Source organism: Microbacterium trichothecenolyticum (assembly GCF_041938625.1).
Classification (GTDB): Bacteria; Actinomycetota; Actinomycetes; order Actinomycetales; family Microbacteriaceae; genus Microbacterium; species Microbacterium trichothecenolyticum_D.
The window spans coordinates 2637950-2654967 of the sequence record NZ_CP169427.1 but is presented as its reverse complement, the minus strand read 5'-3'; the positions used below and the strand labels follow the sequence as shown (position 1 = coordinate 2654967).

16 protein-coding genes and 1 other RNA gene are annotated in these 17018 nt (G+C 68.9%); 8 read left to right on the top strand and 9 right to left on the bottom strand.

Translation table 11 applies throughout. The annotated features are described in order from the left end of the window. Positions 1–44: 44 nt before the first annotated feature. Positions 45–521, top strand: coding sequence for an SsrA-binding protein SmpB (smpB, locus tag ACEYYH_RS12415; protein ID WP_045296901.1), 477 nt, complete (start codon positions 45–47; stop codon positions 519–521). Positions 522–530: 9 nt separating this feature from the next. Here smpB and ACEYYH_RS12410 read toward each other — a convergent pair whose 3' ends face one another. The 4 genes from ACEYYH_RS12410 to ACEYYH_RS12395 all read right to left on the bottom strand — a co-directional run bounded on the left by ACEYYH_RS12410 (position 531) and on the right by ACEYYH_RS12395 (position 4963). Then, positions 531–2009 carry an MFS transporter gene (locus ACEYYH_RS12410; RefSeq protein WP_374974699.1) on the bottom strand — a complete coding sequence of 493 codons (1479 nt, stop codon included), beginning with the start codon at positions 2007–2009 and terminating at the stop codon, positions 531–533. Between the two features lie 77 nt (positions 2010–2086). Further along, positions 2087–3451, bottom strand: a complete 1365-nt coding sequence (locus tag ACEYYH_RS12405) for a M20/M25/M40 family metallo-hydrolase (RefSeq protein ID WP_374974698.1) — start codon at positions 3449–3451, stop codon at positions 2087–2089. Further along, complete coding sequence (locus ACEYYH_RS12400) at positions 3448–4122, bottom strand: SIMPL domain-containing protein (protein ID WP_374974697.1); 675 nt, start codon at positions 4120–4122, stop codon at positions 3448–3450. The genes ACEYYH_RS12405 and ACEYYH_RS12400 overlap by 4 nt, the downstream gene beginning before the upstream one ends. A gap of 28 nt (positions 4123–4150) precedes the next feature. After that, on the bottom strand, positions 4151–4963 hold the full coding sequence (locus tag ACEYYH_RS12395; RefSeq protein WP_374974696.1) for a siderophore-interacting protein: 813 nt from the start codon (positions 4961–4963) through the stop codon (positions 4151–4153). Between the two features lie 311 nt (positions 4964–5274). Here ACEYYH_RS12395 and ssrA point away from each other — a divergent pair. Then, positions 5275–5645, top strand: a transfer-messenger RNA (tmRNA) gene (gene ssrA, locus ACEYYH_RS12390). A gap of 146 nt (positions 5646–5791) precedes the next feature. Here the strand turns inward: ssrA and ACEYYH_RS12385 are convergent. From ACEYYH_RS12385 to ACEYYH_RS12370, 4 genes are all read right to left on the bottom strand, one after another. Then, positions 5792–7474 (bottom strand): glycoside hydrolase family 13 protein, encoded by a 1683-nt coding sequence (locus ACEYYH_RS12385; RefSeq protein ID WP_374978215.1) that lies wholly within the window; start codon positions 7472–7474, stop codon positions 5792–5794. 68 nt (positions 7475–7542) lie between these two features. Then, the gene (locus ACEYYH_RS12380; protein ID WP_374978214.1) at positions 7543–8364 is read right to left on the bottom strand and encodes a carbohydrate ABC transporter permease; all 822 of its coding nucleotides are present in this window, start codon (positions 8362–8364) and stop codon (positions 7543–7545) included. 95 nt (positions 8365–8459) lie between these two features. After that, positions 8460–9392, bottom strand: a complete 933-nt coding sequence (locus ACEYYH_RS12375) for a carbohydrate ABC transporter permease (RefSeq protein ID WP_374974695.1) — start codon at positions 9390–9392, stop codon at positions 8460–8462. Positions 9393–9416: 24 nt separating this feature from the next. After that, positions 9417–10682 (bottom strand): ABC transporter substrate-binding protein, encoded by a 1266-nt coding sequence (locus ACEYYH_RS12370; RefSeq protein ID WP_374974694.1) that lies wholly within the window; start codon positions 10680–10682, stop codon positions 9417–9419. Between the two features lie 120 nt (positions 10683–10802). Here ACEYYH_RS12370 and ACEYYH_RS12365 point away from each other — a divergent pair, with 120 nt between their 5' ends. Both ACEYYH_RS12365 and ACEYYH_RS12360 read left to right on the top strand, forming a co-directional pair. Further along, the gene (locus tag ACEYYH_RS12365) at positions 10803–12017 is read left to right on the top strand and encodes an ROK family protein (RefSeq protein WP_374974693.1); all 1215 of its coding nucleotides are present in this window, start codon (positions 10803–10805) and stop codon (positions 12015–12017) included. A 158-nt stretch (positions 12018–12175) separates the two neighbouring features. Then, positions 12176–13840, top strand: a complete 1665-nt coding sequence (locus ACEYYH_RS12360) for an ABC-F family ATP-binding cassette domain-containing protein (protein ID WP_374974692.1) — start codon at positions 12176–12178, stop codon at positions 13838–13840. A 21-nt stretch (positions 13841–13861) separates the two neighbouring features. Here ACEYYH_RS12360 and ACEYYH_RS12355 read toward each other — a convergent pair whose 3' ends face one another. Beyond that, positions 13862–14212 (bottom strand): LysR family transcriptional regulator, encoded by a 351-nt coding sequence (locus ACEYYH_RS12355; protein ID WP_374974691.1) that lies wholly within the window; start codon positions 14210–14212, stop codon positions 13862–13864. 102 nt (positions 14213–14314) lie between these two features. On the opposite strand from ACEYYH_RS12355, the gene ACEYYH_RS12350 reads away from it, so the two are divergent. The 4 genes from ACEYYH_RS12350 (at position 14315) to ACEYYH_RS12335 (ending at position 16990) form a co-directional block, all read left to right on the top strand. After that, positions 14315–14722: a VOC family protein gene (locus tag ACEYYH_RS12350; RefSeq protein WP_374974690.1), complete on the top strand. Its 408-nt coding sequence runs from the start codon at positions 14315–14317 to the stop codon at positions 14720–14722. A 131-nt stretch (positions 14723–14853) separates the two neighbouring features. Next, positions 14854–15738 carry an RNA polymerase sigma-70 factor gene (locus tag ACEYYH_RS12345; protein ID WP_374974689.1) on the top strand — a complete coding sequence of 295 codons (885 nt, stop codon included), beginning with the start codon at positions 14854–14856 and terminating at the stop codon, positions 15736–15738. 116 nt (positions 15739–15854) lie between these two features. Further along, the gene (locus tag ACEYYH_RS12340) at positions 15855–16148 is read left to right on the top strand and encodes a hypothetical protein (protein WP_374974688.1); all 294 of its coding nucleotides are present in this window, start codon (positions 15855–15857) and stop codon (positions 16146–16148) included. 83 nt (positions 16149–16231) lie between these two features. Then, positions 16232–16990: an SDR family oxidoreductase gene (locus tag ACEYYH_RS12335; RefSeq protein ID WP_374974687.1), complete on the top strand. Its 759-nt coding sequence runs from the start codon at positions 16232–16234 to the stop codon at positions 16988–16990. Positions 16991–17018: the final 28 nt, after the last annotated feature.

Below are 17018 nucleotides of genomic sequence, written 5' to 3'. Positions count from 1 at the left end.
GACAGGTTCAGGGACCAGCAGACCGGCATCAGCGAGGAGACATCATGCCCAGGGAACGCGGGGAGAAGGTCGTGGCGACCAATCGTCGCGCGCGCCACGAGTACGCGATCGAGAAGACGTACGAGGCCGGCCTCGTGCTGACCGGCACCGAGGTGAAGTCGCTGCGCGAAGGCCGCGCGAACCTCTCGGACGGCTACGCGTACATCGACAACGGCGAGGCGTACCTCGACGCGGTGCACATCCCGGAGTACTCGCAGGGCCATTGGACGAACCACTCGTCGAAGCGCACGCGCAAGCTGCTCCTCCACAAGGAGGAGATCGTCAAGCTCTCGCACGCCATCTCGGCGGGCGGCTACACGCTGATCCCGCTGAAGCTCTACTTCTCGGACGGTCGTGCCAAGGTCGAGATCGCCGTCGCGAAGGGCAAGCGCGAGTTCGAGAAGCGCCAGACGATCCGCGAGCGCGAAGACAAGCGCGAGGCCGAGCGCGCGATGCGCTCCCGCAACCGTCTCGGCGAGTGACCTCGGGCGCTACGGCACGAGCGGCTCGGCAGCATCGGCCGCGTCATGCGCGGCACGGTCGCTGAACGCGGTCTTGGGGACGAAGAACAGGAGCACCGCGGCCGCCAGCGCGGTCACGCCGCACACCACCCACACGGTGATGTTGCCCGAGAAGGATCCCGCCGTGCCCTCGGCTGCTGCGCCCGTCGCCCCGTGCAGCAGCGCGATGCCGAAGATGCACGACGCGATCGCGCCACCGACGGTCTTGACCGAGTTCGTGAGGCCGGTCGCGACACCCGTCTGGGTCGGAGGAGCGGCGGATGCTGCCGCCGCGGGCAGCGCCGCGACCAGGGCTCCCGAGCCCAGGCCGACGACGACCATGTTCACGATGACCTGCGTGTAGCTGTCGTGGAACGGCAGGAACATCAGGAATCCGATGCCGACGAGCGTCGCCGCGCCGATGAGCGTGAGTCGCGGTGCGGTCAGTCGCGCGATCAGCGGGAACAGCAGGGCCCCCGTGATCATCGCGATGAGGTAGACGCCGATGATGAGCGAGGTCTGGAAGCCGGTCGTACCCAGGCCGTAGCCGTACACCGACGGGTCGGTGCGGGCGAAGGTCGACAGCGGCGCCTGCGCGCCGAGCACGCTCACGCCGAACAGGCCCGCGGTGAGGAACACCGGGCCGAGGGCAGGGGAGCGGAACATCCGCACGTCGATGAGAGGGTCGTCGTGGCGCAGCTCCCAGAGCACGAACGGCACCACGAGCAGCACGCCGAGCGCCGTGACGAGCCACGCGACGGGATCGGCCGGGCCGTTGAGGCGCAGCAGGCTGAGGCCGCCGGTGAAGGCGACGAGCGCGAGCGAGATGAGCACAAGGCCGACGTTGTCGAGGCGGCCGCCGGTCGGCTCAGGCGACTCCTGCACCCCGAACAGGATCACGAAGAAGCAGGCGACCACGAGCAGTGCCGGCACCAGAAGAACGATCCACAGCGGCAGGCTGTCGATCAGCATGCCGCCCACGAGAGCACCCGCGATTGCACCGGTCTCGAGCGCCGCCACCAGGAAGCCGGCGGCACGCGCCGTGATCGTCGCCCGGCCCTCCATGCGGCGCGACCGTGACCAGATCAGGGCGATCTCGAGTGGCAGCCACACGACGTAGAACCCCTGGATGGCCCACGCCGCAAGGAAGACGCCGAACGAATCGGTGAACGGCAGGACGAGGGACGCCGCGGCGGTGATCGCCGTCGAGATCACCAGCATCCGCTTGTGCCCGACCATGTCGCCGAGCTTCGCGAAGGCCGGGACGACGAGCGCCGACAGCATGAGCTGCGTGCCCTCGAGCCAGTTCACGTCGGCGTCGTGCACCCCGAGGTGGCGGGCGATGTCGGTGAGCATCGGCGTGTAGAAGCCCTGGAGCACGCCGCTCGTGAACTCCACGAACGCGAGGAAGCCGACGACTCCCGCGAGCGCGCCGATCGTGACGCGTGAGGACACGGCGCTGCGCGTCATCGGTGCTCCTTCGCTCGGGCCCAGACCCGGTCACTGCTTCGCCGGGGTCCCCGAGCATGCTCGAGGGCAGGTGCGAATCACTCTAAGCGCTGCAGGAGGGTGCGATGGAACAGTTCGCCCCGCTCCAGCGCCGAGATCTCGACGCGCTCGTCGACCCCGTGGATCGACGCGCGCTGCGCCTTGCTCATCTCGAGCGGTGCGAAGCGGTAGACCGCCGGCGAGAAGCGGTGGAAGTGCCGCGAGTCGGTGGCCGCCATCATCACGTACGGCACGGTCGCGGCGTCCGGGTGCGATGTCTTCACGGCCTCGGCGATGAGCGCGAACTGGGCATTCCGGGTCGACGACTCCGGCGACGGTCCGTCGCCCTCGAGAACCTCGACCTTCACGTGCCGGTCGGCGACCCGCTTGCGGACGCGCTTCACGGTGCTCTCCACCGACTCGCCCAGCGCGATGCGCAGGTTGAGGGTCGCGGACGCCCGCGAGGGCAGGACATTCGCGGCGGTGCCACCGGATTGCATGGTGGCGGCGACGGTTGTGCGCACGAGCGCCGCAGGTTCGCCGCCCATCGCCGTGAACACGCGTGCGGTGAGCCAAGGAGTCCGTGACAGCAGGCGATACAGAGCGCGAGGGATGCCGTCGGCGCGCGTCGCGAAGAGCTCGAGCATGCGCGTGACCGCTGCCGGTGTGCGGGCGGGGAACGTCTCGGGCGACAGTCGCTCGAGCGCGCGCGCGATGCGCCGGACGGCGGTGCGGGCCGGGGGAGCCGACGCGTGCCCTCCCTCGCCGCGGGCGCTCAGGCGGAGCGTCAGCACGCCTTTCTCGCCGACGCCGACCATCGCGGCGCTTCCGCGGACGAAGGGCAGGGGTGCGTCGACGACCGCGCCGCCTTCGTCGAGCACGAGCCACGGCTCGACGCCGCGATCGTTGAGCGTCTCGGCGATGCGGCGCGCCGCTCCGCCGAAGGTCTCCTCGTCGCCGCCGAACGACAGGTACACGTCGCGGGCGGGGGTGAAGCCCGTCGCGAGCAGGTTCTCGACGGCGTCCATCACCACGACGAGCGGTCCCTTGTCGTCGAGTGCGCCGCGGCCGTACACCCAGCCGCTCTCGACGCGCCCCTCGAACGGCGGATGGGTCCACGCGTCGCTCTCGTCGACGGGCACGACATCGAAATGCGCCATCAGCACCATCGGCTGAGCGGCATCACGCCCACGCCACCGGTACAGGATCCCCAGTTCGCCGATGCGCTCGCGTTCGAGGTGCGCATGGACGAGCGGGTAGAGCTCGACCAGGAGGTCGGCGAAGGCATCGAACGGCCCCTGTCCACGCTCGGCACGCTCGGCCGAGACGGTAGGCAGCTGGATCATGCGCGCCAGGCGGTCGGCGATGCCCTCTCGGACGGCGGGGGCGACGGCGGCACCCGTGGACGTGGGTTCGCCGCTCATCGGGCGGCGAACCGGGCCTCGACGGCCGACGAGATCACGATGTCCTCCGGTTGCAGCTGCACCGCGGGGCCGCCGCCGGAGTCCGAGGCGAACGACGCCTTCGCCATCAGCATGCGCGGCGCCGGCGCCATCTCGGGAGAGGCCGGCTGCGTGAGCAGCCCGACATCGGCGAGCTCGACGGGCGTGACGTTCCCCAGGCCCAGCGCCGCGGCGTAGGCCGTGGCGCGGATGACGGCCACCCCTACCGCCTCGGTCGCGACCTCCCGCTCCACCGAGGCTCTCGTCTCGGGCGTGAGCTTCCATTCGATCCAGCCGAGCTGCACGCCCTCGCGCTCGGCGACCTCGCCGGCCCACCACGACAGCACGGCGAAATCGGTGAATGTGACCGAGAAGTCGACGGTGGCGTAGTGGACCGGTGCGAGGCGCTTGCCCTCGTTGTTCCAGGGTCGCTCCGACCACACCGACACGCGCTGGCTCGTCCATTCGGCGACGGTGCCCGCCGACTTCCGCGAGGCGAGGTCGTCGCGCACCGGCTCAGTGAGCGCCGCCATGCGCTCGACCACGGCGCCGCGCTCGGGTCCTTCTGCGCGGATGGTCATGTGCGCGATCGCGCGCTCGGGGGCGATGCGGGTCTCGTGCTCCCCGCGGACGGTGATGACGACGTCGCTCATGCTCAGACCCTAACCCGTCGCCCGGCCGTCAATCCGGGAAGATCTGCCCCACCGGCAGCCGCTTCTCCGCCTGGAACGCATCCTCAGTCCGCCCGTACGCCCAGTACGCCGACAGTGACAGATCCGCACGCGCGACGCCGCGCGCGAGCAGGAGCGGCCGCAGCGCCTTCATCGCGCCACGCTCACCGTGCGCGAACACCTGCACGCGGCCGGCCGGCCAGGCCGCAGCATCCACCGTCTCGACGAGGCGGGTTCCGGGGGCGTCGTGGTCCTCGTCGACCCACTGCACGACCGCGCCCGACGGCACCTCCACACGGTGCGCGGGCGAACGCGTCTCGATGATCGTCGTGACCGGGGTCCCCGCGGGCAGCGCCTCGAGCGCCGACCAGATCGCCGGGATCGCCGATTCGTCACCGATCAGCACGTGGTGGTCCGCGGTGAGGTCGGGGGAGTATCCGGCACCGGGCGACGACATGGTGAGCCGGTCGCCCGGCTTCGCGTTCGCGGCCCAGGGTCCCGCGACACCTGTGTCGCCGTGCACCACGAAGTCGATGTCGATCGTGCCCGCGGCCGCGTCCACTCGCCGGATCGTGTACGTGCGGATCGTCGGCAGCTCGTCGAACGGCACCGTCTCACGGAGCGCCGCGAGGTCGTACGGAGGCTCGAGCGTGCTGCCGGCCGGCGGGAAGTACAGCTTGGCGTACTTGTCGGTCTCGGGCCGGTCGGCGAAGTCGGCGAACTCCTCTCCCGCGAGCGTCACGCGCACGAGGTCGGCCGATAGCCAGGTGCTCCCGGTCACGAACAGGGTGGTCTGCGGGCGCGCTGCACGAGGTGAGGTCACCCTTACATGGTAGGCAACGGATGCCGCGTCCCCGGCCGGTGTGCCATACGCTCGCCCGACGCGCACCCGGGTCACTGGCGCAACGAGGAGACGCTGCATCGACTCGCGTTCCTCGCCGAGGGCCGGGCTGAGCGCCGCACCGCGCTGAGCACTGCCGAGCGCGAGATGTCGGTCGAGTCAAGGTCCGCCTGGAATGGCGGGGACGCAGCATCCGTTGTATCCTGATGTGCTCGGGTGCAATCCACCCGAGGGTGACAACTCCACAGTGTGACAGCGGCCCTTCGCGAGAAGGACACCTCGAAAGAGGCCATGGGGATGATCGGTTTCGACATCGCCTGTGAATCTGCGAGAAGCGGGCCGAGGATGCAGGGTTATCTCGTGAACGCTCCCTGCAAACCAATAACTGCCGAAAAGAAGCAGTCCGACTTCGCCCTCGCTGCCTGAGCAGCGAGCCCGAGTCCGTCAATCCGTGACTGATCCCGTCACGGGTATTGGCGTCATCTAGGGATCTTGCTGCGTGACGTCGCCTGAGCGTCACGCGGGACTCTTATCAGGATGGGCTTGTCGACTTAGGTGTCTGTGACAAAGGTCGGAGCCGATGAAAACGCTCGCACAGACTGCGCCCGGAGAAACCGCAGTATCCCAGCGATGGACGGGGGTTCGATTCCCCCCATCTCCACGAACCGCTGTCACCACAGAGTCGGAGCCCCGCTCCCCGCGAGAAATCGCGAGGACCGGGGCTCTGCTGTCACTGCCTGTTGGGTGGGAACGGATGCCGCGTCCTTCGCAGGTCGCGGCATCCGTCGTCCGTCCATCCGGGCAGGTCCCTCAGGCCCCCGAGATCCAGACGGTCGTCTCGCCCGGCAACTCGGTCCCCTCGAAGTGCTGACTCGAGAGCGACCTTGCGCCGCCCTCCGGCAGCTCGTACGGCTCCTCACCGAAGTTGGTGAAGACCGTCCACCCGTTCGGGCGGCGGAATCCCAGGACGTCGTCGCGCCCGGTCTCGATCCAGTCCAGGGACTCGCCGGTCTGCAGCAGCCGGCGCAGCGCCAGCGCCTGTCGGTACAGTGCGAGCGTCGACCTCGGGTCGCCGTCCTCGACCGACACCGCGCACTCCGCGAACCACGACGGCTGCGGCAGGTGCGACCCGCCGTCACCGAAGCCGAACGAAGATCCTTCCGTCGACCACGGCAGCGGAACGCGGCATCCGTCTCGTCCGATGTCCTCACCGGGGCTGCGGAAGAAGGTCGGGTCCTGGCGCTCGGAGTCGGGGATCGACGCGACCTCGTGCAGGCCGAGCTCCTCGCCCTGGTACACGTATGCCGAGCCCGGCAGCCCGAGAACGAACAGGGTCGCGGCGCGGGCCCGCCGCAGCCCGCGCTCGCGATCGAGCACCGGCGTGGTGCCGCCCGAGAGCAGCCACTCGTTGCCGTGCTTGCGGGTCGGGCGGCCCTTCTCGTCGCGCTCGGCGTCGGGCAGGCCGTACCGTGTGGCGTGGCGCACGACGTCGTGGTTGGACAGCACCCACGTCGTCGACGAGCCCGACTTGCCGGCGAGCGCGAGGTTGTCGCCGACGATCCGGCGGAACTGCGCCGCGTCGAAGTCGGCCTCGAGCAGGTCGAAGTTGAACGCTTGGCCGAGGCTCTCGGCCCGCGCGTACAGCGGGATGCGCGACGGCTCGACCCACGCCTCGGCGACGGCGGTGCGCGGGGGATCGTACGAGTCGAACACCTCGCGCCACTCGGAGTACACCTCGTGCACGTCGTCCCGGTCGATCATCGGGTGGTTGCCGTCACGGGGCATGGCGTCGAGCTCGGCCTGCGAGGGGAGCGGGTCGACGAAATCCTTCGTGAGCATGTGCGCCACGTCGATGCGGAAGCCGTCGACGCCCCGGTCCGACCAGAAGCGCAGCGTCTTGACGAAGTCGGCGCGCACTTCGGGGTTCGACCAGTCGAGGTCGGGCTGCTCCACCGCGAAGTTGTGGAAGTACCACTGGCCGTCGGCGACGCGTTCCCACGCCGACCCGCCGAAGACCGACACCCAGTCCGCGGGCGGCTGTGAGCCGTCGGGCCCGCTGCCGTCGCGGAAGATGTACCGCGCGCGAGCCGCGGAGCCTGGGCCCGCCGCCAGCGCCTCCTGGAACCAGGCGTGCTGATCGGACGTGTGGTTCGGCACGATGTCGACGACCACCTTGATGCCCTCGCGGTGCAGTGCCGCGAGCATCTCGTCGAAGTCGTCGAGGGTGCCGAGGCGCGGGTCGACGTTGCGGTAGTCCGCGACGTCGTACCCTCCGTCCGCCAGGGCGGACGGGTAGAACGGGCTCAGCCAGACCGCGTCGACGCCGAGCGCCTTCAGATACGGCACACGTGAGGTCACGCCTCGGATGTCGCCGATGCCATCGCCGTCGGCATCCGCGAAGCTCCGCGGATACACCTGGTAGACCACGGCCTGCCGCCACCAGGCAGGCAGTTCGAGGTCGTTGAGCTTGTTGGTCAGGGGTGCGGAGTGCACAGTCGTCACGGGGACGCGTTTCCTTTCGAGGTGGTTCTTTTCGGTGGAGGAATGGGATGCCGCGGGCCTCAGCCCTTCACGGCTCCCTGGGTGACGCCTTCCACGACCCATCGCTGGGTGAAGAGGTAGACGATGATCGCCGGTGCCATCGCCATGAGGTACGAGGCGAACGACACGTTGTAGTTGTTGCTGAACTGCGTCTGGAAGATGTTCTGCACCACCGGCAGCGTCTGCAGCGCCGGGTCGGAGATGATCAGCGACGGCATCATGAAGTCGTTCCACGAGGCGAGGAAGGCGAAGATGCCGACCGTGGCGCTCATCGGCGCGAGGAGCGGGAAGATGAGCCGCCAGAACGTCTGGTTGGTACTCGCGCCGTCGATCCGCGCGCTCTCCTCCAGCTCGTGGGGGATCGATCGCAGGAAGGCGGTGAACAGCAAGATGCTGAAGCTCAGCCCGAACATGATCTTGAGGATGATCACGCCGGCGGGGTTGTCGAGTCCGGTGAGACCCGTCAGCTGGATCTGCGGCAGGGCCACCACCGGGAACGGCAGGAACAGCGCCGCGAGCAGGTAGTAGAACGAGTAGCGGAAGAGCTTCCGGTCCCAGTTGCGGGAGATCGCGAAGGCCGCGAGCGCCGCAAGCACGATGGTGCCGGCGACGGTGAAGACGGTGATCAGCAGCGAGACCGTGAAGGCCCGCGGGAAGTTCGTCAGCTCCCACGCCGCCGTGAATCCCTCGATGCTCCACGGAGTGGGCCAGGTGAAGGCGTTGCCGTCGACGGCCTGCGACTGGGTCTTGAACGCCATCGTGACGGTGACGTACAGCGGCACCAGCACCGTGAGCGTGCAGAGGGCGAGCACGATCGTGCCCGGCCAGTTGACCCGCTCCATGGCGAAGCGCGAGCGTGCAGGCCTGAGCGCGTTGTCACCGGCGAGCACGCGCTCGGCGGTCATGTCCTCGACAGCGAGGGCGGGCTGGGTGGTCATCAGAACACGTTCCTTCCGCGAGTGAGACGGAGTTGGAGCAGGGCGAGGGTGAGCGCGATGAGGAAGAAGATCGTCGCGTTCGCCATCTGGTAGGCGTAGTCGCCGCCAGAGAATCCGGTGAAGATCGTCATGGCGATGGAGCGGGTAGCGGTACCGGGCCCGCCGTTGGTGAGGCCGACGATGATGTCGTAGGCGTTGAGATAGTCCTTGAAGCCGATGATCACGTTGATCACCACGTAGCCCGAGACGAGCGGCAGTGTGATGCGCGTCAGCTGTTGCAGCTTGCCCGCACCGTCGATGTCGGCCGCCTCGTACACTTCGCCGGGGATCGACAGGAGGCCGGCGATGTAGATCAGGAGCGTTCCGGGGATCGCCTGCCATGCGGTGACGATCGCGATCGCGACCCAGGCGAGGTCGGGGTTGGCGAGGATGCTCTCGCTCATCCATCCCACGCCCCAGAGCTGTCCCAGCGCCGGCACGGAGTTGGAGAAGAGGAAGTTGAAGACGTACGCGATGATGATGCCCGAGATCACCATCGGGATCACGAAGATCGTTCGCAGCCCCGTCTTCAGGCGTACCCGGGACACCAGGCCCACGGCCAGCAAGAAGGCGAGCACGTTGACCACGATCACCACGACGAAGGCCAGCCAGAAGGTGAAGAGGTAGCTCTGCAGGATCGCGGGGTCGGTGAAGACGGCGATGTAGTTGATGAGCCCGACGAACTCCCAGTCGCCGAACCCGATGGAGTTGGTGAAGCTGAAGAAGATGCCGATGACCGCGGGGATCGTGATCGCCAGCGTGAACAGGATCAGTGCGGGCAGAAGGTAGAGGTAGTAGACCCCGTCTACCCGTCGGCGCGTCTGCGGCATCGTCGCCGCGCCGGTGCGCCGGCCCGTCTTCGGCGCCGTGACGGCGGCCGTGGTGGTTGCCATGAGTGCGTTTCCTCTCGTATCGCGCTATTGGCGCAGCGCCAGTCGGGCCCAGTCGGCGTCGAGCCTCGCGAGCGTGCGCTCGGGGTCTTCGCCGGTCACGATGCCCTGCATGTAGTTGTCGGTGGGGATGGTCAGCGGGATCGCCTTCGAGGCGCCCTGGTAGAACTTCGCGGAGTCGTAGTACTCCTTCATGCCGAGGATGCGCTCGTCGGTGACGGGAGCCGCGTCTGTCGTGGTGCCATACCCCAGGAACGCGGCGTTGTACTCGTCCATCACGTCCTTCTGGAAGAGGTAGCTCAGGAAGTCGCGCGCCCCCTCTTTCTGATCCGACGCCTCGGGGATCCAGGCAGCCAGGTCGATGTTGACCCGCACCTTGTTGTCATCGGGGTCGTCGGTCATCGGCAGCGGGAACGTGCCGAGGTCGAGGTCGGGGTTCGTCTTGTCGATCTCGCCGAACGCCCACGGCCCCTGCAGGTACATCGCCGCTTCTTCCTTGGCGAAGGCGAGATTGCCGTCGCCGTAGCCTCGGCTGGCGGCATCCGGATTCGTGTAGTCCTCCGTGAGCTCGACCATGCGGTCGACCGGGTCGGCCATCGTCTTCTGGAACGACACCGGCGAGCTCGGGCCGACCTCGGTGCCGAGCTCGTTCATCTCGTCGTAGAAGGCGGCGACGTCGACCTCGCCGCCGACGGTGTAGTCGAACCAGCCCTGGCCGACGGTCCACGGGTCCTTGAAAGTGGCGTAGAACGGCGTGATGTCTGCCGCCTTGAGCGCCTCGCACACCTGGATGAGCTCGTCCCACGTGGTCGGCACCTCGAGCCCCTGCTCTTCGAAGATGCGCTTGTTGTAGATGACGGATGCCGCCATCACGGAGTACGGCAGCACGCTGGTGCGTCCGGGGTAGGTCGCGTACTGGTCGACGAGATCCTGCACCTCGGGGAGGATGCGGTCGGCCTCGGGCATGTCGCTCAGGTCGCTGAGCGCGCCGCGCTCCATGAAGCGCGCCATCTCCATGTTGTAGTTGAGCAGCCCGAGGTCGGGCGGGTTTCCGCGGAGGAAGCCGGCCTGCAGGTTCGACGAGGTGTCGAAGACGACCTCGACCTCGTCCTGGCTGGCGTTGTACTCCTTGATGAGTTCGCGGAAGTAAGGGATCGCCTCGGGCTTGCTGAGGTGGAATCTCACCTCGGCGGGCCCGGACGACGCGCCGGCGCACGCGACGAGCGAGCTCCCGACGATCAGGAGGGAGGCGGCCGCTGCGCAGGCGCGGCGGGTGACGGATGCTGCAGGCACGACGTTGTCCTTTTCCGTGGAGCGTGAGGTGACACGTTGCTTCGGGTATTAGATTTAGCACCCAAATCAACTCGTTGTCCACCATAATGACGGAGGAACCCGCGAGAGGCAAGGGGCTTGATGTCACAATCGCTGCCGACCCCCACGGCACTGCGCCGAGCGAGCCTCGACGCCGTACTCAGGTTCGCCTGGGATGCCGAGGCGTTCACTGCGTCGGATGTGCTCGATGTGGTGGGCCTGACGAGGACGACGGCGATCGACGTCATCGACGAGCTCGTCGCTCGGAGGATGCTGGCCGAACTACCGAATGCACGTGCGGCGGGCGACTACCGCAAGGGACGGCCGGCGCGCCGGTTCGGGTTCCGGCCCGATGCCGGATTCCTGATCGGGGTCGACGCGGGGCAGTCGCGCCTCACCGCCACCGTGGCGGACCTGCGCGGCGAGAACCGCGCGGTGCGCCATCTCCTGCTCGACCCGACGATGGACGCGCCGGACGTTCGCCGTGAGGCGGCGTCGCGCGTGGTCGACGAGACCCTCGCCGAGGCCCAGCTCACGCGCGCTGACGTCGTGGCGGTGGTCGTCGGCGTGCCCGCGCCCGTCGACCGGAACGGGATCTCGCCGCCGCACCGCGACGACTTCTGGCGCCGGATGAACCCGGACTTCGCCGAGCTCTTCGGCGCGTGGGCGCCGATCGTGCGGGTCGAGAACGACGCGTCGCTCGCCGCGGTGGCGGAGCGGGCCGTCGGTGCAGCGGTCGGGTACGACGACTTCGTGACGCTTCTCGCGGGCGACCGGCTCGGTGCCGGCGTGTGGACCGATGGGCGGCTGCTGCGCGGTGCGCATGGCGGGGCGGCTGAGACGGTCGCCTTCGACCACGTCCGCGGGGTGGACGGGGCGTGGGGCCTCGGCCATCGAGCGGCGGCGCTTGCTCGGCGAGCACTGGCGGATGGTTCGTTGCCGGCCACCAGTGGGCTTCGCGGGCTCGACGCTGCCGAGGTGGACGGAAAGACCGTGCTCTCGCTGGCTGCGGCTGGTGACGAGGGCGCACGCGAGATCGCGGGTCAGGTGGGGCAGACGCTGGCGATCGTCGCCGGTGTGTTCGGCAGCCTCTTCGACTCGCGCCTCATCGTCGTCTCGGGCGCCGTGGCAGCGGGTGCGGGCCCGGTGATCTCGGCCGCGCTGGACGCGCTTCCCGAGGAGCTCGACCTCCCGGCGCCGGAGATCGTCGCTTCGACGCTGGGCGCCGACATCGTGTCGGTCGGCGCTGTGCGCGCTGCGGTCGAGGCGGCGCGCACGGGCCTTCTCGATCTGCCCCGGTTCGTCGTGGCCGGTTGAGCCGCTCTCAGCGGCCCACGGCGGCCGCGGTGTCTACGCCTACGTCGAGGACAGTGAGGGGAACAGGATCGGGCTGAACTCCCCGGTGTGAGCCGGCGGTGGGCGTCACGAGCGTCCATCGGGTCAGCGCTCCGGGCGCGCCCTGAGAGGATTGTCTGATGACCGCAACACTCGTGGCGCGCGGCGTGGCCGGCGGATACGGCCACCGCACGCTGTTCGACGCGCTCGACCTGACCGTCGCCCCGGGTGATGTCGTGGGCGTCGTCGGCGCGAACGGCGCCGGCAAGTCCACGCTCCTGCGCCTCCTCGCCGGCATCGGCGAGCCGCAGGCCGGCACGATCAGCCTTTCACCCGCCGACGCGTTCGTCGGCTGGCTGCCCCAGGAGCACGAACGCGTCGCGGGCGAGACGGTCGCCGGGTACATCGCACGTCGCACGGGGTGCGCACAGGCGACGAGGGACATGGATGCTGCGGCCGCCGCACTCGGCGACGCCACGCTCGCTCCGCTCGGTGCCGACCCCGCCGACGCGTACTCGACCGCGCTCGATCGTTGGCTCGCGAGCGGCGCCGCCGACCTCGAGGACCGGATGCCGGCCGTGCTCGCCGACCTGGGGCTCGACCTGGGCGGTGCGCCCGCCGACGAGGTGAGGATGACCGCGCTGTCGGGCGGCCAGGCCGCCCGCGTCGGGCTCGCGGCGCTCCTGCTCTCGCGGTTCGACGTGGTGCTGCTCGACGAACCCACCAACGACCTCGATCTCGATGGCCTCGATCGGCTCGAGACCTTCGTGCGCGGCATCCGTGGCGGTGTTGTGCTGGTCAGCCACGACCGCGAGTTCCTCGCTCGCTGCGTGACCCGTGTGCTCGAACTCGACCTCGCGCAGCACTCGAACCGCGTCTACGGCGGCGGGTACGACGCGTACCTCGAGGAACGCGCGACACTTCGCCGGCACGCGCGGGAGAAGTACGACGAGTTCGCGGAGAAGAAGGCCGACCTGGTGGCGCGGGCGCGCACGCAGCGGGAATGGTCGAGCCAGGGCGTGCGCAACGCGATGAAGAAGTCGCCCGACAACGACAAGATCCGGCGCAAGGCCAACACCGAGTCGAGCGAGAAGCAGGCGCAGAAGGTGCGGCAGATGGAGAGCCGCATCGCGCGGCTGGAGGAGGTCGAGGAACCGCGCAAGGAGTGGCAGCTCGAGTTCACGATCGGCGCGGCGCCGCGGTCGAGCACCGTCGTCTCGACGCTCAGCTCCGCCGTGTTCGAACAGGGATCGTTCACGCTCGGACCGGTGTCGCTGCAGGTCAACGCGGGGGAGCGGATCGGCATCACGGGGCACAACGGCGCCGGCAAGTCCACGCTGCTGCGCGCACTGCTCGGCCGCCTGGCACCGACCGCGGGCACAGCGGGCGTCGGGGCCAACGTCGAGATCGGCGAGATCGATCAGGCTCGTTCGCTGCTCGTAGGATCGCAGGCGCTCGCCTCCGCGTTCGGTGACCTCGTCCCCTCGATGGAGTCCGGCGAGGTGCGCACCCTTCTCGCCAAGTTCGGCCTCAAGGCCGATCACGTGAGCCGACCAGTCGACGAGCTGTCGCCGGGCGAGCGTACCCGGGCCGCCCTCGCCTTGCTGCAGGCGCGTGGGGTGAACGTGCTGGTGCTCGACGAGCCGACCAACCACCTCGATCTTCCGGCGATCGAGCAGCTCGAGCAGGCACTCGAGTCCTATCGGGGGACGCTTCTGCTGGTGACCCACGATCGGCGGATGCTCGACGCCGTGCAGCTCGACCGTCACTGGCGCGTCGACGCGGGGCGCGTCACCGAGCTGTAGCCTCGCGAAACCGGGGGACGCCTAGCGTCCCTGACGCTTCTTGTACGGCTTCGGCTGACCCTTCACGATCGGCGCGCGTCCCTTGCCCTTGGAGGCCTTGGCCTTGCCGCCCGAGGGGGCCTTCGGCTTCGCGGCCGGGGCCGGGGCTTCGGTGATCCGCGTCCTGGCCTCTTCCAGCAGCAGCACGCCTGCCGGGGTGAGGGACCAGTTCGGCTTGCTGCGCGTGAAGAGCGGGTGCCCGACCTCGGTTTCGAGCTTGTCGATCGTGGAGTAGAGCGACGCCAGCGGCACGCCGAGCGCGTCCGCCGCACGTGGCACGTGCATTCCCTCGTCGACGATGGCGACGAACCGCTGCAGTTCGCTGATCTTCACAGGCACCCTTCCGCTTGCCGAGGCACCCGTCAAGTTTGCCCCACAGGTCGGTCGACGGCGCGTCGAAGCGATCGGTGGCGCGTCGTCCAAGACACTGACGGGATGCCCCTCTTCGATCACCTCGGCATCACCGTCGAAGACCTGCCCCGCGCCGCCGCGCAGTTCGACCCCGTGCTCACCGCACTCGGAATGGAGCGCACCGACGGCGACACCGGGGTCGCGTGGTACGTCGAGGACGAGACCGAGCTGATCCTCTTCCCCGCGCGGGATCCCGGGACCAGCCCCCATCGACACGGAACTGTCGGCTGGCAGCACCTGGCGTTCGCGGTGGACTCGCGCGAAGAGGTCGATCGGCTCCACGCCATCGCGCTCGCCGCGGGATGGAGCATGGTGCGCGCGCCCAAGCCGTACCCGCGGTTCAACGAGCGCTATTACGCGTCGTTCGTCGAGGACGACAACGGCATCCGCATCGAGTTCATGTACAACCCTCCGCAGCCACAAGGCGGCTGAGCTCTCCGACTTTCCGCGGATCTGTCACAGATCGCTGTCGTGTCCGGTCTCAGCTGGAAACGCCAAAGCAGGCTTACGCTGAGCGCGGCGATGGGAGCGGCGGACGCACGATGGGGGAGACCACGCAGCGCATGAACGATCATGACGACATCGCGCTCGCGGTCGCGGTCTTCGACGAGCACCGGCGGCGCATCTTCGGCATCGCGTATCGGATGCTCGGCACCGTTGCCGATGCGGAAGACATCGTGCAGGAGACCTGGATCCGCTGGCAGAACGCCGACCGCTCCGACATCCGGGAACCGGGAGCGTTCCTCGCGACGGTCGCGACACGGCTCTCGATCAACGCCACGCAGACGGCGCACGCGCGCCGCGAGACGTACATCGGGCCGTGGCTGCCCGAGCCGGTGAACACCGACGCCGACCCCGCGCTCGGTGCGGAGCGCGGTGAGGCCCTGCAGTACGCGATCCTGTTGATGCTCGAGAAGCTGACGCCCACCGAACGTGCCGCGTACATCCTCCGCGAAGCGCTCGACTACCCGTACGAGCAGATCGCCGACATCGTCGGAGCCACCGTCCCGAGCGCTCGCCAGCTCGTCAGCCGCGCCCGCAAGCACCTGGAGTCGGCACGCAAGGCGGAGGTGGTCGCCGCTGAGCAGCGACGGCTGCTCGAGGCGTTCCTCGTCGCCGCGCAGAAGGGCGACGTGAGCGATCTCGAGCGGCTGTTCGCCGAGGACGTCGTGAGCTACACCGACGGCAACGGGGTCAAGCTCGCCGCCCGCATCCCGGTCGCCGGCCGAAGTCGCGTCGCCGAGTTCGTGGCCGCGTTCTCCAGCCACTTCTGGACGGGCAAGCAGATCGACTGGGTCGAGGTCAACGGCCAACCCGCGGCCACCCTCTCGGAGGACGGTGAGGTCACGACCCTCGTCACGATCACGGCTGCGGAAGACGGCATCCGTCGCCTGCTCTGGGTCATGAGCCCCGACAAGCTCGGACACGTCGCCCAGGTCGGGGCGTGACCAGGCGACCCGGCGCCCGGCTATGCTGCTCTGCGCGGAACTCGACCGCGAGCGCTGCGCACCACGAACGTGTCGTTCGTGGGCTGGTCGCCGCTGCGGCGGCAGGTGATTCCCGCGTGCTGGAACGGATGCTGCACCCCGAGGTCGTCCTGACAGTCGATGGTGGCGGGGTCGTGGCAGCGCCGCCCCGGGCTCTGGAGGGCGCGTCGATCGTCGGGGAGTACCTCGGCGAGATGCTGATCGCGGCAGTCGAGTCGCTGCGGGTGGAGTCGGTGAACGGCCTGCCGGGCGTCGTTCTGTGTCGAGCAGGACACGTGACAGGGGTGTTCAGCGTCCGTGTTCGTGGCCGGCTGATTCTCGAGGCGTGGCTCGTCCTCAACCCGGAGAAGCTGACGCACTGGAACAGCTGACGCCAGGCTGTCACACATCCGGCGTCGACCCGGTCATAGCTGGTGAGCGCCGCCCCACGCGCTCCTCGAACGAAAGGCACATCATGGCAAAGATCGTCGTCATCGGAGGCTCCGGGCTCATCGGATCGAAAGTCGTCGCGAAGCTCACCGCGCACGGCCACGAGGCCGTTCCGGCCTCTCCGAACTCGGGCGTCAACACGATCACCGGCGAGGGCCTCGCCGACGCGCTGAAGGGGGCGGACGTCGTGGTCGACGTCTCGAACTCGCCGTCGTTCGCGCCGGCGGACGTGATGGAGTTCTTCACGACGTCGACGCGGAACCTCATCGCCGGTGCGCGCGAAGAAGGCGTCGGGCACTTCGTCGCGCTCACCGTGGTGGGCACGAACCGTCCGAATGCGATCTCGTACTTCGCCGCGAAGACCGCTCAGGAGGAGTTGATCCGCGATTCGGGCATCCCGTACTCGATTCTTCACGCGACGCAGTTCTTCGAGTTCATCACGGGCATCGCGCAAGTGTCGGGGAACGGCGACGCGATCCACCTGCCGGGCAACCTCGTGCAGCCGATCGCCGCGGAGGACGTCGCGACCGCCGTCGCGCGCACGGCCGCGGGCGCCCCGCTGAACGCCGACGTCGAGATCGCCGGTCCCGAGGTCATGGGACTGGATGAGATGGTGCGCCGTGGGCTGACGTTCCGCGGCGATGCACGCGAGGTCGTCACCGACCCCGAGGCGCCCTATTTCGGCGCGCTCATGGAAGAGCGCACGCTCATGCCCGTGACCGGGGTGCAGGTGTTCGAGACGACGTTGGAGGAATGGCTGCCGGCGAACCCTCCCCGCAGCTGATCGGCGGATGTGGAGGGGTCCGTGCGCC

Excerpts from the sequence above, each read along its gene's own strand:
- smpB (WP_045296901.1), top strand. The coding sequence starts at position 45 with ATGCCCAGGGAACGCGGGGAGAAGGTCGTGGCGACCAATCGTCGCGCG.
- ACEYYH_RS12410 (WP_374974699.1), bottom strand. The coding sequence starts at position 2,009 with ATGACGCGCAGCGCCGTGTCCTCACGCGTCACGATCGGCGCGCTCGCG.
- ACEYYH_RS12405 (WP_374974698.1), bottom strand. The coding sequence starts at position 3,451 with ATGAGCGGCGAACCCACGTCCACGGGTGCCGCCGTCGCCCCCGCCGTC.
- ACEYYH_RS12400 (WP_374974697.1), bottom strand. The coding sequence starts at position 4,122 with ATGAGCGACGTCGTCATCACCGTCCGCGGGGAGCACGAGACCCGCATC.
- ACEYYH_RS12380 (WP_374978214.1), bottom strand. The coding sequence starts at position 8,364 with ATGGAGCGGGTCAACTGGCCGGGCACGATCGTGCTCGCCCTCTGCACG.
- ACEYYH_RS12375 (WP_374974695.1), bottom strand. The coding sequence starts at position 9,392 with ATGGCAACCACCACGGCCGCCGTCACGGCGCCGAAGACGGGCCGGCGC.
- ACEYYH_RS12365 (WP_374974693.1), top strand. The coding sequence starts at position 10,803 with ATGTCACAATCGCTGCCGACCCCCACGGCACTGCGCCGAGCGAGCCTC.
- ACEYYH_RS12360 (WP_374974692.1), top strand. The coding sequence starts at position 12,176 with ATGACCGCAACACTCGTGGCGCGCGGCGTGGCCGGCGGATACGGCCAC.
- ACEYYH_RS12350 (WP_374974690.1), top strand. The coding sequence starts at position 14,315 with ATGCCCCTCTTCGATCACCTCGGCATCACCGTCGAAGACCTGCCCCGC.
- ACEYYH_RS12345 (WP_374974689.1), top strand. The coding sequence starts at position 14,854 with ATGAACGATCATGACGACATCGCGCTCGCGGTCGCGGTCTTCGACGAG.
- ACEYYH_RS12335 (WP_374974687.1), top strand. The coding sequence starts at position 16,232 with ATGGCAAAGATCGTCGTCATCGGAGGCTCCGGGCTCATCGGATCGAAA.